A 24,998-nucleotide genomic window follows, 5' to 3' on the forward strand; every position below is an offset into this window, starting at 1 on the left:
GAAGTCCATTTTTTTGAAGAAACGATTAAGGAAGATAACGTAACGCGAGTGAATCCGTTACTTTTGCCGTGTAGTCAAAGACGAACCGGATGGCGCGTTCGCTTTTGGCAGAGACCGTGACGGCTTCATGCTGAGTGGTTGAAACGGTCTGATCGCCGCAGGTTAATTCAAAGTCGAGTGGATCGAGCTCAATCGACTGTTCACTTGGATTACGGACCAGGACGATGGCATTGACGGTCTGTTCACGTTTGAAGAGTGAGACCGGCAACAGCGACCAGCCATCTGTCGGCGGCGCAGGATGAGAGAAAGCAATTTGTCGAATCAAACGCTGCTCCGGAGCGGTGAACGAATCATCAATCACGAGATCAGTTAACTGCTCATTCGAGAAGACGAGCTCGAGCGGAGCATCCAATGTCGACAAATCGACGAACTGCTCTTCCTCTGAAAAATCGAGCCAAAGCGGTAATGTCGCTTTCGGAAGAAGTACCGGTACTTCCTCAATCGTGAACGTTTTCCGAGCGACGAGCTGATCACCCGACAATACAAGGACAACCAAGTCATTGAGCTGGAAATGTTGCTCGAGCGTATTCTGGAACAGAGCAATCAGCTGTAACGGTTCCGTCTGTAAGACTTGAAACAAATGGATCGCGAGCTGACCAGGTCCAAGCTTCGGTAACTGATTCAAGGCATAACGAAAGACATATTCGTCTTCCTTGACGATCGGCATATCCTCGGTGAAGTAAAGAGCAGGTTGAATCAATAACGAATCAGTCGACGGTTGCATGAATCAGTCCTCCTGGTGTAGACGTCTCTTCCGAACGGCAAAGTCCAGAAACGACGTGTTTTTCAAAACTTAAGATGGCATACCGGAAATAATCCATGCCTTCTCGTTCAAAGATCCGGACGGGTTGTTCCTGCCCATAACTACGTAGGTGGATTCCTTCTTTCAACGAGTTCATCGCTGTCAGATGGCTTGTCCATTGTTCATCCAGTACAAGCAACATGAAACGTCGCGCCGCTTCTTCCTGTTCGGCTAAGTGGACTGTCATCTGTTGTTCGACGAAGTCGATCAACGGTTCGAGTTGTTGTTTGACGCCATCGATCGTATCAGCTAAGACGAGTGTGATCGGTTGATGAAGGAGTTGTTCCAGTTCCGTTTTCAGTAAATCAATCGGCCATTCTTCCGGGACCAGTTCGTCTGTCAAATGATGTTCGAGGTACAAATGAACCGTCCGAGCCGCAAATGGTCGGACGAACTGATCCAGTGTCGTCGAGTCAACGATTTGATTACGCAGGCGATAGATGGCAAGACGTTGTTCGCTGATGACTTCTTCGAGTTGGACAAGATCGTCGCGGACACTCCGGTTGACGGATTCGCATGTCTCTTGCGCAAACGCCATCAATTGTTGGGCTTCTTTCGCGCTGATGGGTCCTGTGACTGAACCAAGCTTCTTTTTTACGCGAATCAGGCGATCGCGTGCGAAACGCCGGGGCAGATCATCTTCTAGCGAAAGATAGAAGCGGGTCCGCCCGGGATCACCTTGACGCCCGGCCCGGCCACGCAACTGATTATCGATCCGGACGGATTCATGTCGCTCTGTCCCGATCACAAACAGACCGCCTTTTGCTTTTGCCGTATCATCGAGCAGGATATCGGTTCCACGACCGGCCATGTTCGTTGCGATCGTCACCCGTCCCTGTCGTCCGGCGGATTCGATGATCCGTATTTCTTGATCAACCGTTTTGGCGTTCAAAATTTCGTAAGGGATCTGTCGTTCGTCGAGAACATGCGCAACCTTCAAAGACTGTTCGATCGATGTCGTTCCGATAAGGACCGGTTGTCCGGTCGCATGTGCCGTTTCTGTCGCTCTGGCGATTGCCGTATATTTTTCAGAACTGGTCAAGAACAGGACATCTGGTTCGTCGACGCGGATTTTAGGACGGTTTGGTGGAATCGAGACGACGTCCATCCGGTAGGTCTTCAAAAATTCATCACGCGAAGTCGCAGCAGTCCCTGTCATACCGGAGACATGGTGATACAGGCGGAAATAGTGCTGGATCGTAATTTGGGCCGTCGTCCGATTTTCTTCCGTCACACTGACTTGTTCCTTCGCCTCAAGTGCCTGATGGAGACCGTCAGACAAACTGCGCCCTTCCATGAGACGCCCGGTGAACAGATCGACGAGGGCAATCTTATCATCCTTGACGATATAATCGACATCACGTTGTAAGACGACATGAGCCCGGAGTGCCTGGATGACATAATGAAACAAAACAGCATGTTCAGCGGCAAACAGCTGATCGATACCAAAAACCTGTTCAATCGTTTCGATGCCTTGATCGGTCAGGGCAACCGCTTTGACCTCTTCATCAAACGTATAATCTGCGTCTTCGATAAAGTCTTGGATGACGTGGCGGACGAGCTGTTGCAACCCTTCATGAACCGTATCGCGTTCTGCCATGATGAGGGGCGTTTTCGCTTCGTCAATTAAGACGCTGTCGACTTCATCAATCAAGGCGAAGCGAAGTGGACGTTGCAGGCGATCGTCTGGCCGCATGATGAGATGATCACGGAGATAATCGAATCCGAATTCTGTCCCGACACCATATGTAATGTCAGACGCATACGCGTGTTGTTTTTCTTCAAAAGATAAGTCAGCAGAATTGATACCGACCGTCAAACCTAAAAAGCGGTGAATCTGACCGATTTGCTCGGCATCACGTCTGGCCAGGTATTCATTGACTGTGATGACGTGGACACCTTGTCCATGTAAGGCCTGTGTGAAGCTTGCGAGCGAAGCGACTAACGTTTTTCCTTCACCCGTCGCCATTTCCGCGATATGTCCTGAAAGAAGCGACAGCCCACCGATTAACTGGACATCATAATGACGTAATCCGAGCGTCCGTTTACTCGCTTCCCGGACAAGCGCGAAGGCAGTCACCGTGATGGTTTCGATTTTTTCACCGGCTTGAAGACGGTCTTTTAAGGACTGTGTCAAACGTCGTAATTCTTCATCCGTTTTTTGTTCCATTTCTGCTTCTAAGCTGTTAATTAATAAAACGGTTTTTTCGTAACGCCGCATTCTACGACTCTGTTCATCTATTAATTGTTTAACACGCTGAAACATAGTTGGTCACTCCTTCAGTTCGACTATCAGACTCGTTTTTATTATAACAGTTAAAAATTGTAAAACGAATAGTAAAGAACGAAAAAAGTAAAACATTCCCTTGAATATGAAAACGTTTTCTATTGAAAGGAGTCTGCTTTTTAAGTTGTTTTTTTGATAACGCTTGCAAAGAAGTGAGGGAACAGGTAAAATAATTCTTGAGGCAAGTGCAATCGTTTGCGCAAATCATTCGATTTCTTGTCTTTCATGTACGATGGATGAAAGGATGGATGTCGGATGGCACCAACGATTGAAGCGGTCATTTTTGACTTAGACGGCGTAATTACCGATACAGCCGAGTATCATTATCTGGCTTGGAAACAACTGGGTGAGGAACTGGACATTCCGTTCGACCGGGATTTCAATGAAACACTAAAAGGCGTCAGTCGAACTGATTCGCTCGAGCGGATTTTAACACTTGGCGGAAAGCAGGATGCTTTCACGGAGCAAGAGAAGATAACGCTCGCAACGAAAAAGAATGATCATTACGTCACGTTGATCCAACATATCTCAGAACAGGATCTCTTACCGGGAATCATTGCGTTCCTTGATGAAATCCGTGCTGCTGGCTTGAAGATCGGAATGGCGTCGGCTTCTAAAAATGCGTTGACCGTCGTTGAGGCACTTGGAGTCCGACACTATTTTGATGATATCGTCGATGCAGCGACCGTTGCCCAGTCAAAACCACACCCTGAAGTGTTTTTACGGGCAGCTGAAGCGCTTGACGTCGCACCTGAACGTTGTATCGGTGTAGAAGATGCAGCCGCAGGTATTACGGCGATTCAAGCAGCAGGTATGTATGCTGTTGGAGTCGGACCGGAAACGACGTTACATGAGGCAGACTATCGTGTCGATTCGACGGATTTGCTTTCCCTTGAGCAAATTCTAGCTAGTCGCTAATGAAAATCAACCATTCCCTGATGGTGGATTGTTTTATCTGATTGATCTCTTTTCATGTGAGTACAAAAGGACCGCTTCCCTGAGCGGTCCTTTTGTCATGCCAAAAAGCCCTGATTCCGGGCGAGGAATCAGGGCTTTTTGACTTACTTCATTTGATCAAAGCGTAGCGAGAATCCCATCTGCAATCGCTTGGGCATAACGTGTTTGATAAGCCGGACTTGCGAGTTTCGCACGATCTGCACTGTTTGACAAGAATCCAAGTTCTGCTAAGACTGCCGGGGCTTGAGTGCCGCGAATGACGGCATAATTGGCGAAGTGTACATTCCGGTTCTTCATGCCGGCATAACTCGTCAGTCGTTGCTGTATGGCTTGTGCGAGTTGAATCGAAGTCGATCCTTTGTAATAAAAGCTTTCCGCACCTGACGCACTTACTGCAGAAGAAGCATTGATATGGATACTGACGAAACGGGATGTCGAAAGTGCATTTGACATCGCACTCCGGTCTCCTAATGTAGGATAATAATCATTCGTATACCGTGTTAACGTCAAATCGACTTTTCCTTCAAGGAGACCTGCGACTTGGCGCGCAACGGCTAAGACGATGTCACGTTCTGCTAGTCCGGATCGGACGGCACCAGGATCATACCCGCCGTGACCCGGATCGAGGACGATCAGCGGACGGTTGGAGGTGTTTGGTTGGAAGAGGGTCAAATACGTCGCTTCTACATAACCACGACGACCATCTGCCGTTTGGACGGCGACGAAACCACGCGTTTTATGGAGACTATTCGTCACGACGAGCGGTGTTCCCCGTCCGAGTCGGGCAGTTTGTCCACTCAAGACGGAAGCGGCAGAACGCAGGGCGACTGTGCTTCCGGAATCAATCAGGACATACATCTTCGCACCAGTGTAGTCGGCTTTGCCGACAGGTGTCGCAGCCGGCGAAGCCGTTCCTTTTTTCAAATAGGTTCCCATGACATAACCTGTTTTCCCGCCATACGTGACTTTATGCCAGTTTGAGCTAATGGACAACGATTGGACGACCTGATTGCTTGGGATCGTCATCAGTAACGTGCCGGAAGTCGTCGGCGCACTACGTAAGTTCAGCCGTTCCGTCGTCGTATAAGCAGTGGTAGGAGCAGCGGTCACTTTTTTTAAGTAGGAGCCAGAGACGAAACCTGTTTTGTTTTTATACGTGACGCGATACCAGTTGCCATCACGGAAACTAGAATCGATCGACGTCTTAACCGGAATCATCAACAGCCGTGTTGATGTCGTCGAGGCAGCTTGACGTAACGATAACGCATCAGTCGTCTGATATGTCGTTTTCGTGAATGTCGTGCCCGAAGCGACTATTAGTTAAGTATTGACCGAGAACATAACCCGTCTTTCCACTGTACGTGACGCGATACCAATCACCAGCACGGTAGTTGGACGTGATGGCTGTGTTTTTCGGAATCGATGTCAATTTTTTTGAGGAAACGGAGTCTGCTGAACGTAGATTTAACAAATCGGTTGTTTTATACGTCGTTTTCGTAAACGTTACTCCAGTTGCAGCCGATACTAATGAGGACGGAAACACGATGGTGATCAGAAGCAAAAGTACTAACGCTGAGGTTAAGATTTTAGTTATTTTGTCCATTAAATTTCCAGTCTCCTTTTAAGTAAAATGAATACGTATAAAACCTTATATAGTCAATTAAGTGCTTTTGAAATAGTTTAATTTATAATTTATATGTTCCGTTCTAGCTCCTTTCTGTTAATATGAAGTGTAGTTAACTGCTACCCAATGAGATAAAAATATTACAGAATAATTAAATATATAATAAAATTATATATTAAAGAGGCAAAATGTAGTGAACTATATTTCAAAAAACATACAATTGAAACATAATTGAAATATTTATGTTTAATTTAGGAAAGTAGGTCAACAAATGGGAACGAGTGAACACATCTACCGAGAGCTGATGGAAATCGAAGAGGAATATCGTCGTTTGCAACGACGCGCAGAATACTTAATCGCGGAACTGAGCCGCGGAACCGGCGACTCAGCAAAAGAAATCGCTGTGACACAAGAACGTCCATTAAAACAACGTCGTGTCAATCAACGTTACCCGCTGGAAGTGTATGTCCACCAGATCAGTGACTTGATGCGCGAACGCGAGTCGATGTCAGCACGTGACATTCAGATGGAACTCGAATTACGTTACCGTCACCAGATCAGCAACATCTATCAGTTGATGGCGAAGGTCGAACAAGCCAACCCTGCGATTAAAAAAGTAGGCCGTGGTATCTATACATATGATCCGTCTGCAGAAGTTCCAATCTTTATGTGAGCCGCTCGTCGGCTCTTTTTTTTTATGATATAATTCGCGCAGGAGCGTGATGTTATTATGTTATGGACGGCGTCCATTGTCTGTTTTATCGCGGCCTTACTGATCACACCCGTCGTGAAACGCTTTGCGATTGCAGTCGGTGCCGTTGACAGTCCGGACGCGCGAAAAGTACACGTGCGGATCATGCCGCGTTTAGGCGGACTCGCGATTTATATCGCCTTCATGATCGGCTACTTTATATTGCAACCTTCAAGTCCGTATGCGACGCATATTTTAGTCGGTGGTTTTGTCGTCATTTTGACAGGAGCACTCGACGACCGTTTTCAATTGAATGCCCGGCTGAAGTTGATGGGGCAGATCATTGCCGCCGTCGTCGTCTTAAATGGCGGAATTCGGATCGAATTCATCAATCTCCCCTTTGATCAACAACTGTTTCTCGGTTGGTGGAGTGTGCCGTTGACGTTCTTGTGGGTCATCGGAATCACGAATGCCGTCAACTTGATTGATGGGTTAGATGGACTCGCAGCAGGTGTCTCGAGCATTGTCCTGTTGACACTGATCAGCTTGGCCGTCATTCAAGGCAACGTCTACGTGACGATCGTCGCGATTCTGTTGTTGATGAGTACGCTTGGTTTTCTGTTCCACAACTTTTATCCGGCCAAAATCTTCATGGGCGATACGGGAGCATTGTTCCTCGGCTACATGCTAGGGGTCTTGTCATTGCTTGGTTTCAAGAATGTCACCTTGTTTTCACTGGCCGTTCCGGTTATTTTGCTTGGAATTCCGATTTCCGATACGTTGTTTGCGATCGTGCGTCGGGTCCTGCAAGGGAAACCACCGTTTGCGCCAGATAAAGCCCATTTGCACCACCGATTGCTTGATCTTGGATTTACGATGCGGCAAGCCGTGCTCGTCATCTATGGACTGTGTGCCGTATTCGGCATGACAGCAATTCTGTTTTCCCAGACGACTTCGCTCGGAGCACTCGTCTCGTTACTCATGTTGTTACTCGTCCTCGATATCTTAGTCGAGTCACTTGGGTTGCTCGGTGAACGGTATCGTCCCTTACTCAATCTGTTAGAACGAATTACATCAAAATAACCAATCAGCCGCTCAAATGATTTGAGCGGCTGATTGACGCTGGGGGTGTCTAAAATGAATCTGATGGAACGTACAGATCGAATTGTCTATCTGGATGTCTTACGGGGATTTGCCTTGTGCGGGATTCTGTTCGTCAACATGCCGAGTTTTCTCGGAGAGCGTTTGACGAGTGAGATGGGACAAGCAGACCAAGTGCTTCGGTTATTGTTTGACCTCTTTATTCAAACGAAATTCTACACGTTGTTCAGTGTGTTGTTTGGAGCAGGCTTTATTTTGTTTATCGATCGTCTCCGTGTCAAAGGGAAATCATTATGGATATTCGTTCGCAGGCTGACTATTTTGTTTGTGTTCGGACTGATTCATCTCTTGTTTTGGAAAGGAGATATTCTTCAGACGTACGCGTTGAGCGGCTTCTTTTTACTCTTATTCGTCAAGACCCGTCCGACGGCGAAGTTATTTGTGGGGATCGCCTTACAACTCTATACGTTTTTCCTATACGTATCGATTTATATGTATGCCCGTTCGGAGGGGGACCAATCAATCGTAGAGCCGGATGGTACGATTCAGGAACTGGTAGCGTCGCGGCAGTTTATTGACTACATATCCTATCACGCAACGGTTCAGCTGCCACAGGCGTTAAGTAACACACTGACGATTTTTCCGGAAATCCTATCACTGTTCTTGATCGGTGCCTATTTGATGGAGCGTTTTACAATCCGACCGCCAGCGACACGGACACTTGCGCTGATATTTGGCATCAGTCTCGTCGTTTCGTTCCCCGCTTTGTATCAAATCATTCGTATTCATCAAGGACCGGTGCCGGACGGATTGGCCAACTACTTTTTTGTTTGGTTGTCCGGACGGACGCTTGCTGTGACTTATGCAGCGGGGGTGGCCTTGCTCCTTCGGTCCGGTCGTTCGCTGTCTGGTTTTCAAGTGCTTGGGCGGATGGCGTTGACGAACTATTTGATGCAGACGATGGTCTTTACGGCACTGATTTTCTTGACGGGGATGTACGGAACGATTCCGTTATGGCAAGGGACGTTGTCTGTCATCGTGTTGTTGGCAGTACAAGTCGTGTTCTCGAACTGGTACTTAAACCGCCACCGTCAAGGTCCGATCGAAGCGGTCTGGCGCGCGGGAACCTATGGTCGTACTAATGGTCGTACTAAATAATCCAATCAGAAGATGCAGGTTGTCACAAAAAATTTACAAACTTTTCGTATGATCAGTGGTGGAGGTGGTTATATGAACAGATGGATCGAAATTTTTATCGTGTCCTTGAAGCTCGGATTAACATCATTTGGCGGACCCGTCGCCCATTTAGGGTACTTTTACGAGGAATATGTCAAACGAAGGAAATGGGTGGATGAGAAGGCGTATGCCGATTTGGTCGCTCTCTGTCAATTCTTGCCCGGTCCGGCTTCGAGTCAGGTCGGAATGGGGATTGGGCTTGTCCGGGGAGGCGTCATCGGCGCCGTCATCTCATTCATCGGTTTTACGTTACCGTCGAGTATTCTTTTGGTCATCTTTGCGTTGCTTGCGACGGAGTTCAATTTGGCAGAAGCCGGCTTCATTCATGGGTTAAAGCTCGTCGCCGTCGCAATCGTCGCCGATGCCGTGCTTGGTATGGGCACCAAACTTGCCGTCGGTCCGAAACGGTTGTTTTTGATGTTGCTTGCCCTTGCAGGAGTCTTGCTCCTCGCACACCCGCTCGCACAAGTCGGCGTCTTGGTTCTTGCAGCGCTGATCGGCCTATTTTGGTTCGAGGATGAACCAGCAAGTGGCGGAAAGTTAGATATTCGTGTTCCACGCCTTCTCAGCATCACTGCTTTGGTCTTGTTCGTGGTCTTGCTCGTTGCGACACCGATTTTAGCGAATGTCGCGACAGGGAATGTCCAACTCACAAGCATCATGTACAGCGCAGGAGCGCTCGTTTTTGGTGGCGGGCACGTCGTCTTACCGTTCTTACAGCAGTCACTTGTTCCGGATTTTTTGACCGGTGATAGTTTTCTTGCAGGTTACGCGGCAGCTCAGGCCGTACCGGGACCCCTCTTTACATTTGCGACGTACCTGGGAACAGTCGTAAACGGTCTGACGGGCGGGATCCTTGCGACACTCGCTATTTTCTTGCCCGGCTTTTTACTTGTCATCGGTGTGCTCCCGTTTTGGGACCGCGTCCGTTCGAACAAACAGGTCGGTCGGATGTTGATCGGGGTGAACGCGGCAGTTGTCGGTATTTTACTGGCAGCTTTGTATGACCCGATCTTTACATCAAGCGTCAAGACAGGTGCCGACTTTTTCGTCGCATTTGGTTTGTTCTGTCTGCTTCGGTTCTATAAACAGTCGCCGCTTCGCATCGTGATAATCGGTGCTTTGGTCGGTACGATCATGAACTCGGTCTGAGTCAAAATCGGGCTCAAGACAAAAAAACGAACGATTCCTCTGTTTTGTAACAGGGAGTCGTTCGTTTTTCGATGGGAGCAAGTACATCGCCAGCTCATTTTTCATGACCGTTCGAGTGTCACGAGGACAATCGCATCACGTGTCTGTTGGTTGGTTTGGCGAAATCCAAACTGTTGATATAAGGCAATCGCTGGATGATTTGCAGCAGCCGTCGAGACGAAACGAACGGTTTGTCTCGTCAAAACATGTTGCACGAGCTGTTTCGCGATCCCCTGACGAAAATGATCCGGGGAGACGATCAGCCGTGTGATCGTTTCCTGTTCAAGGGTCAGGATCCCGACAAGTGATCCCTCGCACACACAAACATAACCGCTGGGCTGCTCCTGCCTCAGTTGGGCTTCCGTTTGCTGGAGTGGTGGGAAGTGAGAGGCGCCAATCAAATCCGCCTCGACTTGATAAGCTTGTTGTTGAAGGTGGTAGAGAGCTGGATAATCAGTTGATTCCAGTTGTCGAATCATCCGTGACCTCCGGCGTAAGCGTTGGATCGTCAGCTGTAGTTGGCAGGTTAAGCTGTTCTTTTAAGGCGGCTTTTGCTTCTGTCAGTGATGTTGGATCAAGCTGATAATAGTAGGCACCATTGATTTTCGTGTCGGTTCCTTTCAAATCAATCCGATTGACCGCATTCAGGGACTTCGCGAACGGTTGGAGCTGGAACGCTTCTGTCAGTGACATGTTCGTCGTGAAGTTATCACCAGTCGCATCCATCAATTTATTTAGCTTCGTGATGGATCCAAAAGATGTCGACTGATCGATGATTGCTTGGACGACCTGTTGCTGCCGTTTTGTCCGTCCGATGTCACCTTCAGGATCCTGATAACGCATCCGGGCATAAGCAAGCGCTTCTTCTCCATTTAAGCGTTGAAGACCCGGTTCGAGTTTGACACCATTTTTTTGGTCTGATGAGTTCAACGTATCGATTGGTAATTTGACGTCGACGTCGATCCCGCCAACGGCATCGACGATTGCGACGACACCATTGAAGTTGATCGAGCCATAATAATCGATCGGGATGTCAAGCAGCGTCTCGACGGTTTCGATCGTCGAATCAATTCCGCCAAAGGCATAGGAATGGTTGATCTTATCTTCGTAACCGACAGACGGAATCATGACGAGGGAATCACGTGGAATGCTGAGCAGGTTGACTTTTTTATCGGTTTTATTGAAAGTTGCGACAATCATCGTATCGGCTCGTGAAGATGTGTCACCGGGCCGTTCGTCCGTTCCGACAAGCAGGACGGAAAAATGGTCTTTCGTCAAATCGACGGCGGCAGCCCGTTTGTCTGATTTATCACCACGCGACAGTTTGACTTCTGATTGTTTCGCTGTCTGGAATGTTTTATTCGCGACATAGGCAAATGCGGCACCTCCTGTGATGAAAACAACTAGGAATACGGTGACGAACAATTTAAACCAAGACCGTTTCGGTTTTTGTTTTGCAGAACGGGATCGTTTCGAGTCATCCACAGTTCATTACTCCTTACTTTACTGAATTATTAGAAAACTTTTAAATTCTTTACAATCAGTATAGCAGGTCAAGGTTGAATGTCACGTTCGATGTAGTGGGAAACGGTTTTCTCGAGAACCGCTTGTCCATTTGTCAGGTTCGTCATCCAATCGATGAAAGGAGGGACATCTTTTTCTTCCACCCAGACATCAATCTTGACGTGATCGAGATAATGAATCTGCTCGATGATGTGTGGTGTTGCTCGCAACTCATTCTCGAGCTTCCCTAACCACGTATAGTCGACTGTGATTTCAACGAGATCGTGAGGAACCCGTTCAATGATCCCGACTGCGTTTAAGGCTTCCGAGACACTGGTGCCATAAGCACGGATCAATCCGCCGCCACCGAGTTTAATGCCCCCGAAATAACGGGTGACGACGACGACGGTATTTCGGAGATTCCGTTTTTTTAAGACTTCGAGCATCGGGACGCCGGCTGTCCCACTTGGTTCACCGTCATCATTGGCTTTTTGGATCTCATTTCGTTCACCGATGACATAAGCGGAACAATTATGATTCGCATCGTGATGTTTTTTTTTGAGGTCCGCAATGAAGCCCTGTGCCTCTTTTTCTGAGGTGGCACGCGCTAAATATGTAATAAATCGTGACTTTTGGATAATGATTTCATGGAAACCGTTTTCTTTTACTGTATAATAATTAAATAATGTCATAATCAAAAATGTCCTCCTCGTGAACTAGTTCTTTCTAGCATAACGACGATTAGAGAGAGAGACAACCGTGGGGACTGGCAAGGAACGGAGGGAGTAGTATGACGAATGAGATGGGGGAGCGACTGTCCTTGAATGATATCGTACAGAACATCATTGGTGTCGTAGAAGAAAGTCGGGAAGAAATCGTTCGCATCACAGAAAGTTCACGTGAACAGTATGCTGAGATCCAGCAAGAGTTGCGGGAACTGAAGACACGTGTTCACGACTATATTAAAGAAGCCGAACGGCTGGAACGACACATTAAGGACTCGAAAGCGCGACTCGTCATCGTGAGCAAGAACTTCGACAACTACTCGGAACAAGATATCCGGTCCGCGTATGAGACGGCAAACTCGCTTCAACTCGAATCATTCATCAACCAACGGGATGAGATGAATTGCCGCAAGCGGCGGGATGAACTCGAACGACGTTTGATTCAACTCGATGAGACGATTGAACGAGCCGACATGCTGATCAGCCGTGTCTCGGTTGTCCTGAATTTTTTGACAGACGATATGCAGGTCATGAATGAAAAGTACGAAAAAGCGATGCAGAAACAAGAAATGGGATTAAAAGTCTTTCAATCGGCTGAGAATGAACGGCGTCGGCTCTCGCGTGATATGCATGATGGTCCGGCACAGACGCTGGCCCATGTCTTGATCCGGGCCGACTTGATTGAAAAAATCCATCAACATAACGGGGCGGAAGCCGCTTTTGAAGAGATTCATCGTCTGCGAACGTTGATTCGTGACGGGTTAGCCGACATCCGGCGCATCATTTATGATTTACGTCCGATGACGCTCGATGATCTCGGATTTGTCCCGACACTCGAACGTTACTTACGACATATGCAGGAAATTTCCAACATTCCGATCCACTTCAACTATCTCGGGGGAGGGGAGCGGATTGAGTCGACATATGAAGTCGCCGTCTTCCGAATTGTTCAAGAAGCCGTCCAAAATGCAGTTAAGCATTCCAAAGCAGGGGACATTCGTATTATCATAGAACAGTACCAACATTCCGTTCGGATTCATGTCAAAGATAATGGAATCGGATTTGATTTTGATTCGATCGTCGAATCGTGTGATGAATCGTTTGGATTGATCGGAATGCGTGAACGGATTGAATTGATTGATGGTGAGTTTGAGATCGAGACGCAACCCGGAAAAGGGACAGTCATCAAGGTAAGGATTCCAGTTGAGGAATCCGGAGTGAGAGGGGAAACACTGTGAATAACGAGCAAGTAAAAGTAGTCATCATCGATGATCATCAGCTTTTCCGTGAAGGCGTCAAACGAATTCTTGATTTCGAACAAGAGTTCATCGTCGTCGCGGAAGGGGAAAGCGGAGCGGATGTCATTCCGCTTGTCGAAGCCCATCAACCTGATATCGTCTTAATGGATATAAATATGCCGAAAGTCAATGGTGTCGAAGCAACGAAACGTCTGATGGAAGTTCATCCGGAAGTTCGTGTCATCATTCTGTCGATCCATGACGATGAAACTTATGTCATGCATGCGTTAGGGGCAGGGGCAGTAGGATATCTCTTAAAAGAGATGGCGACGGATGAGCTCGTGAATGCGATTCGTTCCGTTTACCGGGAAGGTGGTTATGTCCATCCGAAAGTCACGCCGAACTTACTGCAAGAATACCGTCGTTTGATGAAGATGAAACAGACGATGTCTTCTCAACCCATTGAAAAACGTGTTGCCGAAGCACCGTTACACGTATTGACACGTCGGGAATGCGAAGTCCTGCAGCTGCTCGCGGACGGTTTCTCGAACCGGGCAATCAGCGATACATTGTTCATCAGTGAAAAGACTGTCAAAAACCATGTGTCATCGATTTTACGTAAGATGAATGTTCCTGACCGAACTGGTGCCGTCGTCGAAGCCATTCGACGGGGCTGGGTCGTCGTCGTTTGATTTCAGGACGGAAGCCGATTCGGCTCCGTCTTTCTTTTTTTTACCTCCTTACATATGATATGATGAAAAAGCGATTGTGACCTGTCAGAATACTTTATGTCACGACGGAACTCTTAAAAGCGAGGAAATTCACGAATGAGCCAGATTGTGATTTTAACGGATAGTACAGCCTATCTGCCAACTACCTATTGTGAAGAAAACAACGTCCATGTCGCACCGCTTAGTGTCATTTTTGATGGAGAAGCGTACCGGGAAGGCATTGATATTTCCGTACCTGACTTTTATCAACGGATTCAGACAGGAAGTCTCCCAACGACTTCGCAACCGAACATCGGCGATCTCGTCGATGCGTTTGAACGTCTTCCACAAGGGACGGATATCATCGGCATCACGTTATCGAGCGGAATCAGTGGCACGTATCAGGCACTACATACGATCAATCTGATGGTCGAGCACGTCCAGGTCCATCCAATCGATTCCCGGATTTCCTGTATGCCGCAAGCCTTTTTAGTGAAGGAAGCGGTCCGGATGCGTGATGCAGGTGCGACGGCAGCTGAAATCGTCACGCGCCTTGAAGACTTAAAAGGACTGATCCGCGCCTACTTCGTCGTCGATGACTTAGAGCATCTGCAGCGTGGCGGACGCCTCAGCATGACGCAAGCTGTCGTCGGTTCGTTTTTGAAGATCAAACCGGTCCTTCACTTTGTCGAAGGGAAGATCGTGCCGTTCGAAAAAATCCGGACGTTTAAACGGGCAGTCAAACGAATCGAAGAGATGATGGAAGATACGATTCATGGAACCGGAGCCGGTTACGTCATCGGTGTGATCCACGCAGAAGATTCGTCTAAAGCAGAAGCCGAGATTGCGGTCTTGCAGGAACGATTCCCGGAAGCCCGGATCGAGATGAGTCTGTTTGGTCCGGTCATCGGAACGCATCTTGGACCGGGAGCGATCGGGATCACGTGGTATCAAGAAGCTTAACTCTAGAACAAGCGAAACGGATAGTTGAAACTTTCGGCGTGTCTACTTAAGTAGATGCGTCTTTTTTGTGGAGTTGTTTGCATTTTGTGATGGCGTGACACGATTTGGATGAGCAGGAAATACGAGGACGTTGACGAAAAACATGTCTACGCTGGCGTGAAGGCCGGTCGTAGAAAGGACGTGACAGATGGATCTGAGAGGACGCGTGATTCCTTCATATCAGCTAGACGCACCGGTCGACTATCCAATCAAACGCTTGCCGGCCGTGACATGGCGTTGTCAACGGTGTGGTCAGTTACCGACGCGTGGTCCGTGTACGTGTGGGAAACGGTGTTATTACTGCCGTCATTGCCTGGTTTTTGGCAAGTTGCGGACATGTGACTACCTGGTAACGGACCCACGCCCGTTAGAACCGGTTCAAGCCGACCACCATGCCGAACTAAACTTGACTGTCGACCAGCAACGGATCGCGAGCGCAATCGTCGAGACGATTGATCAAAAGAAGCGATTGCTCGTCCACGCCGTCTGTGGAGCCGGTAAGACACCGATGCTGTTTCCGGGCATTGAACGGGCACTTTGTACACAGAAACGTGTCTTGATCACGACACCACGAGCGGATGTCGTGCGGGAATTGACGGTGCATGTGAAGCGGGCATTCCGGCAGACCACAATCGTTTCGTTGTTTGGTGGATCCGCAGATCGCCTTCAACTTGGCGATATCACGATTAGTACGACCCATCAATTGATTCATTACCGTAGTTGTTTTGACGTCGTCTTCATCGATGAAGTCGATGCCTTCCCTTATCATGCCGACCGAACGTTACACCGCTACGTCCACCAAGCGATGCGGTCAGGGGCCTCGCTGATTTTACTGAGTGCGACTCCGTCGTTACGCAACAAATTCCTTCCGACCGTCCGGCTGATGCGCCGCTATCACGGATTTCCGTTACCTGTCCCCCGTCTACAGATTCCGTATACCGAGACGGATGTCTTGGACTGGCTCGCCACCCATTCGACGAAACCCCGACTCGTATTCGTCCCGAAAGTCGACGACCTGAAGGTATGGCAAGAAGTATTCCGTCAACACCAACTGAAAAGCGAAACCGTCCATGCTGCCGATCCGGACCGGATTACGAAGGTCGGACAGTTTCGTCAGACGACCGGAATTTTGCTGACGACGACGATTTTAGAACGGGGCGTGACGCTCGTTGATGTTCAAGTCGCCGTGCTGGGTGCCGATCAAGCGTTTAGTGTCGCGGCGTTGATTCAAATCAGCGGTCGTGTCGGACGGAGTGCGGATTTTCCGGAAGGCGAGGTTGTATTTTTTGCGAACGACCGCTCCGATGCGATGTATCAGGCGATTCATCAGATCAAACAAGCGAACCGGGAGGGATTTCGATGAACTGCGGACTTTGCGGACAGGCATTTTTACCAAGTTGGTCGTTGTCGAACGTCTGGACTAGGCAAACTCTATGTCCAACCTGTAAAATAGAATTTGTGAAAAAAGGGGAATGCGCAGACTGCGGAAAACCGGGACAAGCGCTCTGTGCGGACTGCCAGCAGTGGCGAACGCAGGGACAAGCACTGGTCACACATCCCTTGTTTCTTTATCATCCGCAGGCCAAGGCATTTATGAAACAGTATAAGTTTCTCGGAGATACCGCTTTGCTCGAAGTGTTTAAAACAGAGCTGAAGAAGGTAAAAGTTAAACAGGACTGGATTGTTCCGATTCCGTTAAGCCCGGAACGGTTGGCAGAACGTCGTTTTAATCAAGCCGAATGGATTGCCCGGATGTTGCGGGGGCGTGTCCATCTGGCATTGGAGCGAACGGATGGTGTTGCGCTCAGCCACTTATCGAGACGACAACGGCACGAGCGGACGAACCCGTTTCACGTCATTCAACCGGTTGGTGGAAAAAACATTCTGCTTGTGGATGATGTGTACACGACAGGAATCACCTTACGCCAAGCGGCTTCTCGACTGCGTGAAGCCGGAGCGAACGAAATTTCTGCCGTAACTTTATTTCGAAGTGTTTAAAAAAGTCTCCTTCCTGCCGATATTCAATATGAGGTGAAGGAAATGGATGTATTAAACTGCAAAACTTGTGGGAAGTTATTTGTTCGTCAATCTTCTGATCTCTGTGTGGATTGTATCAGAAAAGATCATACTGATTTTGAGAAGGTGCGTGAGTTCCTGCGAGAACGGCGAAAAGTCCGAACCTCACCTGTCGATGTTGAGATGACTATCGGTGTGAAAAAAGAAAATGTATACCGATACATTAAAGAAGGGCGATTGTTGATTTCTGAGATTTCTCAGATGGAGATCATGTGTGAGAGTTGCGGGAAGCCCTCCCGTGATGGCACGATTTGTGCCGAATGTCGTGAAAAGCTGCGACGTGACCTCGCCCAAGCGATGCTGGATTCTTCTGCCCCTTCGAAACCGAGAACGTATCGAACTTGAATTAAGAATCTTGTAGTCTAGAAAGCAGGTGTTCACATGCGAATTGATTCTACGAAATGGGTGAATATGCCTAAAGCGTACGAAAAAAATCAAAAAGTAGAAGGAACAGAACCAACACGTACGAATCGGCCGGATGAAGTGACGATCTCAAGCGAAGCGCGGATGCGTTTTAGTGAGACCCCCTCTTCCCGGACCGAGAAAATCGAATCCCTTCGTCAAGCCATTCAGGATGGAACCTATAAACCGGATGCGAAAAAAATCGCGGAACGTTTCTTGAACTTGTAAGAAGGTTAACTCAGACAGTAGAGGCGACTCGGGGCACGGATGCGCGGGTCGTTTTTTATATGAACGCATATACATAATAGAAAAGGAGGAATGGACGGATGGAACTCATCGATCAGCTTACGGCAGCACACATTCCGTTATTAAAACTAGCAGAAGAAAAAAAGCAGGTCCTGATTCAAAACGACATGCAACGTCTTTCGCAAATCGTCAAGGAAGAACCGGTTCATCTGAAACGAATCGAACAGTTGGAACAGCAACGGATCGAGCAGATGGGGACGATGACGATGACGGAATGGCTACAGGTTCATCCGACAGATGTCGATTCCATGCGTCAGTTGCTCCAGGCAATCGGTCAACTGAAGGCACTCAACGAACTAAATGCCGACCTGCTCGAACAGTCGCTTCAGTATCTCAACTGGCATCTTGAGCTGTTGATACCGGAAGCCGATGATTTTACATATGGTCAATCCGCGCTGGACCGCGCACACTTCAATCGCAATGCCTAAGGGGGAAACAACATGGGATCAACATTCATGGGGCTTGAAACAGGCCGGCGTGCGCTGACGACGAATCAGTGGGCACTCCAGTCAACCGGAAACAATATCGCCAATGCAGGAACCGTCGGATTTTCACGGCAACGTCTTGTCATGGCGACAACAGAACAACTGTCGATGGCAATCGGGACAGGAAAGATGGGACAAATCGGGACCGGTGTGAAAGGTGAACTCCTCGAACGTGTCCGTGATGTCATGCTCGATAAACAATACCGGGACGAGGCGACGAAGACATCTTATTATGGTACAAAAGAAGCCGCATTCGGTCGGATGGAAGACGTCATCAATGAACCGTCCGATACCGGCTTATCCAAAGCCTTTGATGGGTTTTGGGAATCCCTTCAGACGTTATCCACAAATCCCCAAGATTCCGGTGCTCGGAGTGTCGTTCGTCAAAAAGCAGAGACGTTGACACAAACGTTTAATTATATGGCGAAGGCACTTAATCAAGTACAAGGTGACTTGAAAAGTGAGATTGAGGTCTCGACCAAAAAAGTAAATGATCTGTTCAAAAAGATTCATAATATCAATGCGGAAATCCATACGGTCGAACCACTTGGTGTGTTACCAAATGCACTTTATGATGAACGAGACCGTTATTTCGATGAACTCGCAGAGTACGTCGATTTTGAAAAAGTATCAGTCGACGGCGATGCGATTCAGCAAGGAACACTTGGAAATACGGTTAAAACGGCAGAGGGTCGGATCGATGTTCGAATCAAATTACCGAACGGTGATAAGTTGCTTGCAGTGGATTCGGATTTACCACAAGCTGGAACGTTGACCTTTACAACAGATGACAATGGTCTTTATACAGGATTCAAAACGGATTCACAAACGATGTCATTTGACACAGCCGGCGGTTTTTCATCAGGTCGATTAATTGGTCTGATTGAGATGTATGGACACGTGGAGGATGGTCAAGCAACCGGTGAGTACGTCAACATGCAAGGACATTTGGATGAGATGGCGACGACGTTTGCGACTGCATTCAACGAAGCGCATGCGACGAATGTAAAAAAAGACAAGACAGCGGGTACAAGTGAATTTTTTGTTTCTTCCAACGGAGAAGCAATCACAGCGAAGTCGATTACGCTTGGAGCAGACATTAAAAAGAGTCTAGATAACATTGCTACCTCGACGGACGGGAACATCGGTGATAGTGCCGGTGCCTTGAAGCTGGCCAACATGAAGACGGCAAGCATTCGTTTTGAACGATCCGATACGACGACGACAATTGGTTCGTTTTATCAAAACGTCATTGGAGACATGGCAGTCGCAACGGATCAGGTCGCTCGGCTCGGTCAGAGTTCTGCCGTCTTGATGGAAAGTGCGGAACAGCGCCGTATGTCGGTTTCTGCTGTTTCGATTGATGAAGAGATGACGATGATGATTCAGTACCAACATGCATACAACGCGGCAGCGCGTAATATTACTACGGTTGATGAGATGCTTGATAAAATCATCAATGGTATGGGAATCGTAGGACGGTGATGACTAAATGCGCGTAACACAAACGATGCTGACGAAAACGAATATCGGACATCTCTCGGCCAGTTATCAAAAACTGAGTGCGATGCAGGAACAATTGATCAGTGGAAAAAAGATTCAGCGCCCATCTGAAGATCCAGTCGTCGCGATGCAGGGGATTCGTTACCGGACGGAAGTGCGTGAAGTCGAACAGTTCAAAAAAAATGTCAATGAAGCGACAGGTTGGATGGACTTGACGGACTCTGCACTGAACGAAGTGACATCCGCCATGAGCCGGGTCCGTGAATTGACGACACAAGCTGCGACGGATACGTATGATGCTACGCAACGAAAAGCAATCCAAAGCGAAGTTGGTCAGTTGATTGAACATATCGGGACACTGGCGAACACGAAATATAATGAAAAAGCCATTTTTAATGGAACAAAGACCGATCAGCCGTTCATTTCGATGGAAGGTCTGAAAGACTATTTAACAACACCAGGTAAGGCGGTTGATACCGTTTTTACGGACGGTGATCCAACTGAAAAAGAAAATGAAGTCATCCGCTATGAAATTTCTTCCGGAATTGAAGTCCAAGTCAACGTTTCACCGACGAATGTCTTTAGTCCGGAGACGTTCACGACGCTCAAAAAATTATACGATGCCCTTGGTGGGGTTTCGGACGCAGGTGTCGTCGATAGTTCAAATAATGGAGCCGAATTGTCAGGGATGTTAAAAGATCTTGATAGTATGCTCAATCAAACGGTCGAAACGCGTGCTGATCTCGGGGCGCGGGTCAACCGACTCGAATTGAATGCGTCGCGTCTGGAAGATCAAGAAATTATCGCGAAATCGGTCATGTCGGATAACGAAGACATCGAAGCCGAAAAAGTCATCATGGAACTGAAGTCGTATGAAACGTTACACCGTGCGGCACTCAGCGCGGGGGCGCGGATCATTCAGCCGACCTTGCTTGATTTCTTACGTTAAGAAGGGAATGACGGACGGTGAATCTGCCACATCTTGAGATGCGTCAAACGTCAGCGAAGATTGGAATCAATACGACCCGAGCCACGCTTGAGCAGCATCAGGCACCGGCGTCGTTATCGATCGAACAACCAAAAGGGAATCTGTCGATCGAGACAGTCGCAGCACGTCTCGAAATCGACTCGACCCAAGCGATGATTGAAACGGGACGGCTTCCAGCGTTTGAGTCCGTCCAGCGTTATGCGGAATATGGTCGTCAGATGGGGCAACAGGCAGTTAGTCGGGCAGCAGCGGAAGGCGATCAATTGATGCGAATCGAGCAAGGGGGCAATGCAGTAGCCCGCGTCGCAAAATCGCGGGACACGCCGCCTGCTGAAGTGACGACACTTGGTTTCTCGCCACGTAGTCTCGACCGGGTCAAAATCAATTACACGCCGGCAGAAGTACAACTCAACTATACGGCTGAGAAACCACGGATTGAGGTTCAGGTCAATCGACCGGAGTTGAACGTCACGGAAGGTACGGTCGAAATTTATCTGCGGGAACAAAATCAACTGGATATGTGGCCGGTCGGCGGCATATTCGATGGGGAAGGATAATCATATGCAAATCAACACTGATTTTTTTGGTACGGTGCAAGTAGATGAAAGTGAAATCATTACCTTTGCTTCAGAAGTACCGGGTTTCCCGGATGCCCGGCGTTTTATCCTGTTACCGTTTGGAGAAGGGGTTCCCTTTTGGTCGTTTCAATCGATTGATCAGGAGGAATGTGCGTTTGTCGTGACAAATCCGTTTTGGATTGATCCGGATTACGTGTTTGAATTACCAGAGTCGGCCAAAGAACAACTGGGTATTCAAGAGACTGCACAAGTTGCTGTTTATACGACCGTGACCTTACGGGAACCGTTCCAAGAATCGACGACAAACTTGCGCGCCCCGTTCGTCATGGAGACGAAACGTCGTCAAGCGAAACAGATCATCCTCGACGAAACGTATGCGAACCGACGGATGATTGGTAGTTTGACCGAAGTAGGTGGCCGCTGATGCTCGTTTTAAAACGAAAAGCAGGAGAAGCGATTCAAATCGGCGACGATATCGAGTTGACGATTCTCGCGATTGAAGGCGATCAAGTCAAACTGGGGATCAATGCCCCGCGGCAAATCGATATTCACCGGAAAGAGATCTATCTGGCGATTCAGGACGAGAATGCGGAAGCATCGCAAAGTACCGGTTTGATGAGCCAATTGTTGAAACAGCGGACGGATACATAATCAAGGCTTCTTTTGCTAAGTCCTAGCAGAAGAAGTTTTTTCATCTCACGAAAAAAATGCTCATTTCTTTTGAATCGTGTATAGTAATGTAGAGAAAAGAAACCTTTTTGACTAAAGAGGGAGTGTAGTGGGATGAATGAGACGAAGCAGCTGAAGAAAGATGCGAATCGTGTACTAAAAGCGACGAGCCGGACCTTTTATATACCGATCAGCCGTCTATCACAGGAATTACAGGAAGCAGTCGGCGCTGCTTATTTATGTATGCGGGCAATCGACGAGATCGAGGATCACGAAGAGTTGTCGACAGACATCAAAACAACCTTGTTGCGCGAGACCGCCTTACTGATGCGGGGAACATTTTCGAGTGAAACATACCGGACGCTGATTGCACCGTATGCCAATCAGTTACCGGAAGTGACACGTCGTCTTCCGGAATGGATCGCTTACTGCCCAGTCGGCATTCGGGCGAAAGTACTGGAATCGACGGCTGAGATGGCGGAAGGGATGGCGGTTTGGGCGGAACGAGACTGGACGGTTAAAACAGCTGCTGACTTGGATGAATATACGTATTACGTGGCGGGACTCGTCGGTGTCATGTTATCGGATATCTGGTACTGGAAAGCCGGTATCGTGACCGATAAACAGCAGGCGATTGGTTTTGGACGCGGCTTGCAGGCTGTCAACATCCTACGGAATCAACAAGAAGATGCCGAACGTGGGGTCGGCTATTTCCCACCAGGTTGGACGACGGAAACGATGTTTAATTATGCACGCGAGAACTTAGCGGAAGCGGATGCGTATCTGGCATCGATTCCAAAACAGACGACGATTTATGAGTTCTGTAAGATTCCCCTGGCTCTTGCACACGGGACGCTCGATGCGCTCGCACGCGGAAAAGAAAAACTCAGTCGACCGGAAGTCTTGAAGATTGTCGGAAGTGCGGTTTTAAAACGATAAGTGAATTTAAACGGAGACCTCGTTCCTAGGAACAGGGTCTCCGTTTTTGTGATTAACGAATATCTTCGAGGTACGATAAGACTTTTTCTTCATATGCTGCTCGGTCATGTTTGTAGGACTGGACATGTCCACCGTTTTCCGTGACGTACAACTCAGACCGGGGTGCTGCTTTTTGGAGGCGCATGCTTTCCGTCACGGGAATCGCATCGTCGTCTTTCCCATGAATCATGAGAATCGGATACTCGATTCGGCGAATCGCTTCAATCGGCTTGACCCGTTCCGGATTCAGTCCGGTCAACGGTGGTGTCACCTGCAAGATGATCGGTGTGAACGGGAAGTTAGGCAGTCCACTCCAAACCGGCAGATTCGTCTCGAGATAATTTTTGAGATTGCTGAACGGACTGTCGGCGATGACACCAGCCACGTCCGCTTTTGGTGCCGTGACGAGAGAAGTCGCAGCCCCCATCGAGATCCCGTAGAGGACAACCGGTTCGGATGCGCGGGACTTCGCATAATTAACGGCCGTCAATAAATCATCCTGTTCTTTTGCGCCAACCGTGACACGTTTTCCTTCGGATTCACCGGATCCCCGGAAATCAAATGTCAGTACATTATAGCCGGCTTCATGAAACTTTTTGAACAGTGGTAAAACCGGCAAATCATTTTGCTCCCGGTTTTTCCCGTACCCGTGGGCGAAGACGATCGTCAGCTTGGCGTCTTCACTAGGAATCCACCAGCCGGACAGGCGCGTCCGGTCTTTGACGGACCGGAAGGAAATATTCTCATAAGCAAGACCTTCTGCTTTTTTCGGATTGGTCGTCAGCGGTTCCCGCGTCGGCTCCGTCAACGAAGAACCGACGTAGGCGGAAATCCCGACGATCGCAATCAAAACCAGGACGATCAATACGATTAGTCCGGCAATCAGTTTCTTACGGTGTTTTTTCAACAACGACACGGCGATCCTCCCTCTCTATTCTGATCCTATCCATTGCTTAATGGATGTCTTTTTTCTTGAAACGACCACCATGGACATCGTGAATATTGCCGATGGCGATGAAGGCTTCTTCGTCAAAATCACGGACGATTTCTTTTAATTTCGTTTCTTCCAGACGACTGATGACACAAAAGATGATTTTTTTGTCATCCCCGGAAAACGCACCTTCTCCATTTAAGTAGGTCATCGTCCGACCAAGCCGGTCCATGATGGCTAGACCAATCTCTTCGTGGTTTTCAGAAATGATCCAGACACTTTTGGACTGATCGAGTCCATCAATGACGACATCAATCGTCTTAAACGCGATGAAATACGTAATCAACGAATACATCGCCCGATCCCAGCCGAAGACGAAACCCGCAGCACCTAAGATGAAGACGTTAAAGAACATGACGATCTCACCAACAGAAAAAGGTGTCGAGCGGCTAAACGAAACGGCTAAAATTTCCGTTCCGTCGAGCGAACCACTGGCCCGAATGACAATTCCGACCCCAATTCCAAGAATCAATCCACCAAACACAGTCGCGAGTAAATCGACACTTGTCATCGGTCCGATGTCTTCGAGCAGTTTCGTCGCCATCGCCATGATTGAGATGGCATAAAGTGTCGACAAAGCAAACGTTTTCCCGATTTGTTTATAACCAAAGAAGATGAACGGAATATTGAGGAAGAACAACCATAAGGCAAGCGTCGTATCCGTCAGTTTGGAGGCAATGATCGAAATCCCAACGATACCCCCATCGATGATGCTGTTTGGGACAAGGAATCCTTTTAGTCCGATCGCAAAAATCACGGCACCAATCGTCAATAACAACAGGCGACGCACGAGTTGCCATTTCGTCGAACGGCGGTGTCGTTTGGCCTGTTCAGCAGCGGGCATCGAATCCCTCCTTTTTACACACTTTTCATTACTATAACAAAAAAGCACTAA

Annotated in this window: 28 protein-coding genes; 19 read left to right on the plus strand and 9 right to left on the minus strand. The window is 48.2% G+C overall.

The window, feature by feature from the left end:
- Nucleotides 1-25: 25 nt before the first annotated feature.
- Nucleotides 26-784 carry an SLAP domain-containing protein gene (locus KNQ13_RS02690; protein WP_209547916.1) on the minus strand — a complete coding sequence of 253 codons (759 nt, stop codon included), beginning with the start codon at nt 782-784 and terminating at the stop codon, nt 26-28.
- The gene (gene secA / locus KNQ13_RS02695; RefSeq protein WP_209547917.1) at nt 768-3,128 is read right to left on the minus strand and encodes a preprotein translocase subunit SecA; all 2,361 of its coding nucleotides are present in this window, start codon (nt 3,126-3,128) and stop codon (nt 768-770) included. The genes KNQ13_RS02690 and secA overlap by 17 nt, the downstream gene beginning before the upstream one ends.
- 276 nt (nt 3,129-3,404) lie before the next feature.
- Between secA and pgmB the strand changes: the two genes are divergently transcribed.
- A complete protein-coding gene (pgmB, locus tag KNQ13_RS02700; protein WP_071499592.1) occupies nt 3,405-4,067 on the plus strand; it encodes a beta-phosphoglucomutase in 663 nt (220 codons plus the stop codon).
- 156 nt (nt 4,068-4,223) lie between these two features.
- Here the strand turns inward: pgmB and KNQ13_RS02705 are convergent, their stop codons facing one another.
- Together KNQ13_RS02705 and KNQ13_RS15925 are read right to left on the minus strand one after the other, a co-directional pair.
- On the minus strand, nt 4,224-5,324 hold the full coding sequence (locus tag KNQ13_RS02705; RefSeq protein WP_251027301.1) for an N-acetylmuramoyl-L-alanine amidase: 1,101 nt from the start codon (nt 5,322-5,324) through the stop codon (nt 4,224-4,226).
- Nucleotides 5,325-5,373: 49 nt separating this feature from the next.
- Nucleotides 5,374-5,709, minus strand: coding sequence for an SH3 domain-containing protein (locus tag KNQ13_RS15925; protein ID WP_251027302.1), 336 nt, complete (start codon nt 5,707-5,709; stop codon nt 5,374-5,376).
- A gap of 292 nt (nt 5,710-6,001) precedes the next feature.
- On the opposite strand from KNQ13_RS15925, the gene KNQ13_RS02710 reads away from it, so the two are divergent.
- The 4 genes from KNQ13_RS02710 (at nt 6,002) to chrA (ending at nt 9,910) form a co-directional block, all read left to right on the plus strand.
- The gene (locus tag KNQ13_RS02710) at nt 6,002-6,403 is read left to right on the plus strand and encodes a Rok-like winged helix domain-containing protein (protein ID WP_014971241.1); all 402 of its coding nucleotides are present in this window, start codon (nt 6,002-6,004) and stop codon (nt 6,401-6,403) included.
- Nucleotides 6,404-6,460: 57 nt separating this feature from the next.
- The gene (locus tag KNQ13_RS02715; RefSeq protein WP_209547918.1) at nt 6,461-7,504 is read left to right on the plus strand and encodes a glycosyltransferase family 4 protein; all 1,044 of its coding nucleotides are present in this window, start codon (nt 6,461-6,463) and stop codon (nt 7,502-7,504) included.
- A gap of 54 nt (nt 7,505-7,558) precedes the next feature.
- Nucleotides 7,559-8,680: a DUF418 domain-containing protein gene (locus tag KNQ13_RS02720; RefSeq protein ID WP_209547919.1), complete on the plus strand. Its 1,122-nt coding sequence runs from the start codon at nt 7,559-7,561 to the stop codon at nt 8,678-8,680.
- A gap of 72 nt (nt 8,681-8,752) precedes the next feature.
- Nucleotides 8,753-9,910 carry a chromate efflux transporter gene (gene chrA / locus KNQ13_RS02725; RefSeq protein ID WP_209547920.1) on the plus strand — a complete coding sequence of 386 codons (1,158 nt, stop codon included), beginning with the start codon at nt 8,753-8,755 and terminating at the stop codon, nt 9,908-9,910.
- Nucleotides 9,911-10,011: 101 nt separating this feature from the next.
- On the opposite strand, the gene KNQ13_RS02730 is transcribed toward chrA, so the two are convergent.
- The 3 genes from KNQ13_RS02730 to KNQ13_RS02740 form a co-directional block, all read right to left on the minus strand.
- The gene (locus KNQ13_RS02730) at nt 10,012-10,428 is read right to left on the minus strand and encodes a GNAT family N-acetyltransferase (protein WP_071499596.1); all 417 of its coding nucleotides are present in this window, start codon (nt 10,426-10,428) and stop codon (nt 10,012-10,014) included.
- A complete protein-coding gene (locus KNQ13_RS02735; RefSeq protein WP_209547921.1) occupies nt 10,403-11,434 on the minus strand; it encodes an LCP family protein in 1,032 nt (343 codons plus the stop codon). Before KNQ13_RS02735 ends, KNQ13_RS02730 begins: the two co-directional genes overlap by 26 nt.
- 68 nt (nt 11,435-11,502) lie before the next feature.
- Nucleotides 11,503-12,144 carry a YigZ family protein gene (locus KNQ13_RS02740; RefSeq protein WP_209547976.1) on the minus strand — a complete coding sequence of 214 codons (642 nt, stop codon included), beginning with the start codon at nt 12,142-12,144 and terminating at the stop codon, nt 11,503-11,505.
- A gap of 98 nt (nt 12,145-12,242) precedes the next feature.
- Between KNQ13_RS02740 and KNQ13_RS02745 the strand changes: the two genes are divergently transcribed.
- From KNQ13_RS02745 to KNQ13_RS02810, 14 genes are all read left to right on the plus strand, one after another.
- On the plus strand, nt 12,243-13,415 hold the full coding sequence (locus KNQ13_RS02745) for a sensor histidine kinase (protein ID WP_071499599.1): 1,173 nt from the start codon (nt 12,243-12,245) through the stop codon (nt 13,413-13,415).
- Nucleotides 13,412-14,107 (plus strand): response regulator, encoded by a 696-nt coding sequence (locus KNQ13_RS02750; protein ID WP_014971233.1) that lies wholly within the window; start codon nt 13,412-13,414, stop codon nt 14,105-14,107. The genes KNQ13_RS02745 and KNQ13_RS02750 overlap by 4 nt, the downstream gene beginning before the upstream one ends.
- A 135-nt stretch (nt 14,108-14,242) precedes the next feature.
- Complete coding sequence (locus tag KNQ13_RS02755; protein WP_209547922.1) at nt 14,243-15,088, plus strand: DegV family protein; 846 nt, start codon at nt 14,243-14,245, stop codon at nt 15,086-15,088.
- A gap of 187 nt (nt 15,089-15,275) precedes the next feature.
- Nucleotides 15,276-16,490 (plus strand): helicase-related protein, encoded by a 1,215-nt coding sequence (locus KNQ13_RS02760; RefSeq protein WP_209547923.1) that lies wholly within the window; start codon nt 15,276-15,278, stop codon nt 16,488-16,490.
- Nucleotides 16,487-17,125, plus strand: coding sequence for a ComF family protein (locus KNQ13_RS02765; protein ID WP_209547924.1), 639 nt, complete (start codon nt 16,487-16,489; stop codon nt 17,123-17,125). Before KNQ13_RS02760 ends, KNQ13_RS02765 begins: the two co-directional genes overlap by 4 nt.
- 42 nt (nt 17,126-17,167) lie before the next feature.
- Nucleotides 17,168-17,548, plus strand: coding sequence for a hypothetical protein (locus KNQ13_RS02770; RefSeq protein ID WP_071499603.1), 381 nt, complete (start codon nt 17,168-17,170; stop codon nt 17,546-17,548).
- A gap of 36 nt (nt 17,549-17,584) precedes the next feature.
- Entirely contained in the window at nt 17,585-17,833 is a 249-nt protein-coding gene (flgM, locus tag KNQ13_RS02775; RefSeq protein WP_014971230.1) for a flagellar biosynthesis anti-sigma factor FlgM, read from the plus strand.
- Nucleotides 17,834-17,931: 98 nt separating this feature from the next.
- On the plus strand, nt 17,932-18,339 hold the full coding sequence (locus KNQ13_RS02780; protein ID WP_014971229.1) for a flagellar protein FlgN: 408 nt from the start codon (nt 17,932-17,934) through the stop codon (nt 18,337-18,339).
- 12 nt (nt 18,340-18,351) lie between these two features.
- Nucleotides 18,352-19,881, plus strand: coding sequence for a flagellar hook-associated protein FlgK (gene flgK, locus KNQ13_RS02785; protein ID WP_209547925.1), 1,530 nt, complete (start codon nt 18,352-18,354; stop codon nt 19,879-19,881).
- 7 nt (nt 19,882-19,888) lie between these two features.
- Nucleotides 19,889-20,848: a flagellar hook-associated protein FlgL gene (flgL, locus tag KNQ13_RS02790; protein ID WP_209547926.1), complete on the plus strand. Its 960-nt coding sequence runs from the start codon at nt 19,889-19,891 to the stop codon at nt 20,846-20,848.
- Between the two features lie 17 nt (nt 20,849-20,865).
- Complete coding sequence (locus KNQ13_RS02795) at nt 20,866-21,444, plus strand: DUF6470 family protein (protein WP_071499606.1); 579 nt, start codon at nt 20,866-20,868, stop codon at nt 21,442-21,444.
- A 4-nt stretch (nt 21,445-21,448) separates the two neighbouring features.
- Nucleotides 21,449-21,889 carry a flagellar assembly protein FliW gene (gene fliW, locus KNQ13_RS02800; RefSeq protein WP_251027303.1) on the plus strand — a complete coding sequence of 147 codons (441 nt, stop codon included), beginning with the start codon at nt 21,449-21,451 and terminating at the stop codon, nt 21,887-21,889.
- Nucleotides 21,889-22,116, plus strand: a complete 228-nt coding sequence (csrA, locus tag KNQ13_RS02805) for a carbon storage regulator CsrA (protein WP_014971224.1) — start codon at nt 21,889-21,891, stop codon at nt 22,114-22,116. The genes fliW and csrA overlap by 1 nt, the downstream gene beginning before the upstream one ends.
- 132 nt (nt 22,117-22,248) lie before the next feature.
- Nucleotides 22,249-23,073 carry a squalene/phytoene synthase family protein gene (locus KNQ13_RS02810; RefSeq protein ID WP_071499608.1) on the plus strand — a complete coding sequence of 275 codons (825 nt, stop codon included), beginning with the start codon at nt 22,249-22,251 and terminating at the stop codon, nt 23,071-23,073.
- A 52-nt stretch (nt 23,074-23,125) separates the two neighbouring features.
- Here KNQ13_RS02810 and KNQ13_RS02815 read toward each other — a convergent pair whose 3' ends face one another.
- Both KNQ13_RS02815 and KNQ13_RS02820 read right to left on the minus strand, forming a co-directional pair.
- Nucleotides 23,126-24,028, minus strand: a complete 903-nt coding sequence (locus tag KNQ13_RS02815) for an alpha/beta hydrolase (RefSeq protein WP_209547928.1) — start codon at nt 24,026-24,028, stop codon at nt 23,126-23,128.
- A 37-nt stretch (nt 24,029-24,065) separates the two neighbouring features.
- A complete protein-coding gene (locus tag KNQ13_RS02820) occupies nt 24,066-24,947 on the minus strand; it encodes a YitT family protein (protein ID WP_209547929.1) in 882 nt (293 codons plus the stop codon).
- Nucleotides 24,948-24,998 lie beyond the last annotated feature (51 nt).

The organism is Exiguobacterium sp. s128 (assembly GCF_018618815.1).
GTDB classification, from domain to species: Bacteria; Bacillota; Bacilli; order Exiguobacteriales; family Exiguobacteriaceae; genus Exiguobacterium_A; species Exiguobacterium_A antarcticum.

What these genes read in the sequence shown, in the direction of transcription:
- KNQ13_RS02770 (WP_071499603.1), top strand. Translation starts at nt 17,168, where the DNA reads ATGGATGTATTAAACTGCAAAACTTGTGGGAAGTTATTTGTTCGTCAA.
- KNQ13_RS02715 (WP_209547918.1), top strand. Translation starts at nt 6,461, where the DNA reads ATGTTATGGACGGCGTCCATTGTCTGTTTTATCGCGGCCTTACTGATC.
- secA (WP_209547917.1), bottom strand. Translation starts at nt 3,128, where the DNA reads ATGTTTCAGCGTGTTAAACAATTAATAGATGAACAGAGTCGTAGAATG.
- KNQ13_RS02745 (WP_071499599.1), top strand. Translation starts at nt 12,243, where the DNA reads ATGACGAATGAGATGGGGGAGCGACTGTCCTTGAATGATATCGTACAG.
- flgK (WP_209547925.1), top strand. Translation starts at nt 18,352, where the DNA reads ATGGGATCAACATTCATGGGGCTTGAAACAGGCCGGCGTGCGCTGACG.
- KNQ13_RS02740 (WP_209547976.1), bottom strand. Translation starts at nt 12,144, where the DNA reads ATGACATTATTTAATTATTATACAGTAAAAGAAAACGGTTTCCATGAA.
- KNQ13_RS02710 (WP_014971241.1), top strand. Translation starts at nt 6,002, where the DNA reads ATGGGAACGAGTGAACACATCTACCGAGAGCTGATGGAAATCGAAGAG.
- KNQ13_RS02755 (WP_209547922.1), top strand. Translation starts at nt 14,243, where the DNA reads ATGAGCCAGATTGTGATTTTAACGGATAGTACAGCCTATCTGCCAACT.
- csrA (WP_014971224.1), top strand. Translation starts at nt 21,889, where the DNA reads ATGCTCGTTTTAAAACGAAAAGCAGGAGAAGCGATTCAAATCGGCGAC.
- KNQ13_RS02810 (WP_071499608.1), top strand. Translation starts at nt 22,249, where the DNA reads ATGAATGAGACGAAGCAGCTGAAGAAAGATGCGAATCGTGTACTAAAA.
- flgM (WP_014971230.1), top strand. Translation starts at nt 17,585, where the DNA reads ATGCGAATTGATTCTACGAAATGGGTGAATATGCCTAAAGCGTACGAA.
- KNQ13_RS02720 (WP_209547919.1), top strand. Translation starts at nt 7,559, where the DNA reads ATGAATCTGATGGAACGTACAGATCGAATTGTCTATCTGGATGTCTTA.
- KNQ13_RS02690 (WP_209547916.1), bottom strand. Translation starts at nt 784, where the DNA reads ATGCAACCGTCGACTGATTCGTTATTGATTCAACCTGCTCTTTACTTC.
- KNQ13_RS15925 (WP_251027302.1), bottom strand. Translation starts at nt 5,709, where the DNA reads ATGGACAAAATAACTAAAATCTTAACCTCAGCGTTAGTACTTTTGCTT.
- chrA (WP_209547920.1), top strand. Translation starts at nt 8,753, where the DNA reads ATGAACAGATGGATCGAAATTTTTATCGTGTCCTTGAAGCTCGGATTA.
- KNQ13_RS02760 (WP_209547923.1), top strand. Translation starts at nt 15,276, where the DNA reads ATGGATCTGAGAGGACGCGTGATTCCTTCATATCAGCTAGACGCACCG.
- KNQ13_RS02765 (WP_209547924.1), top strand. Translation starts at nt 16,487, where the DNA reads ATGAACTGCGGACTTTGCGGACAGGCATTTTTACCAAGTTGGTCGTTG.
- fliW (WP_251027303.1), top strand. Translation starts at nt 21,449, where the DNA reads ATGCAAATCAACACTGATTTTTTTGGTACGGTGCAAGTAGATGAAAGT.
- KNQ13_RS02780 (WP_014971229.1), top strand. Translation starts at nt 17,932, where the DNA reads ATGGAACTCATCGATCAGCTTACGGCAGCACACATTCCGTTATTAAAA.
- KNQ13_RS02820 (WP_209547929.1), bottom strand. Translation starts at nt 24,947, where the DNA reads ATGCCCGCTGCTGAACAGGCCAAACGACACCGCCGTTCGACGAAATGG.
- KNQ13_RS02705 (WP_251027301.1), bottom strand. Translation starts at nt 5,324, where the DNA reads ATGATTCCGGTTAAGACGTCGATCGATTCTAGTTTCCGTGATGGCAAC.
- pgmB (WP_071499592.1), top strand. Translation starts at nt 3,405, where the DNA reads ATGGCACCAACGATTGAAGCGGTCATTTTTGACTTAGACGGCGTAATT.
- flgL (WP_209547926.1), top strand. Translation starts at nt 19,889, where the DNA reads ATGCGCGTAACACAAACGATGCTGACGAAAACGAATATCGGACATCTC.
- KNQ13_RS02730 (WP_071499596.1), bottom strand. Translation starts at nt 10,428, where the DNA reads ATGATTCGACAACTGGAATCAACTGATTATCCAGCTCTCTACCACCTT.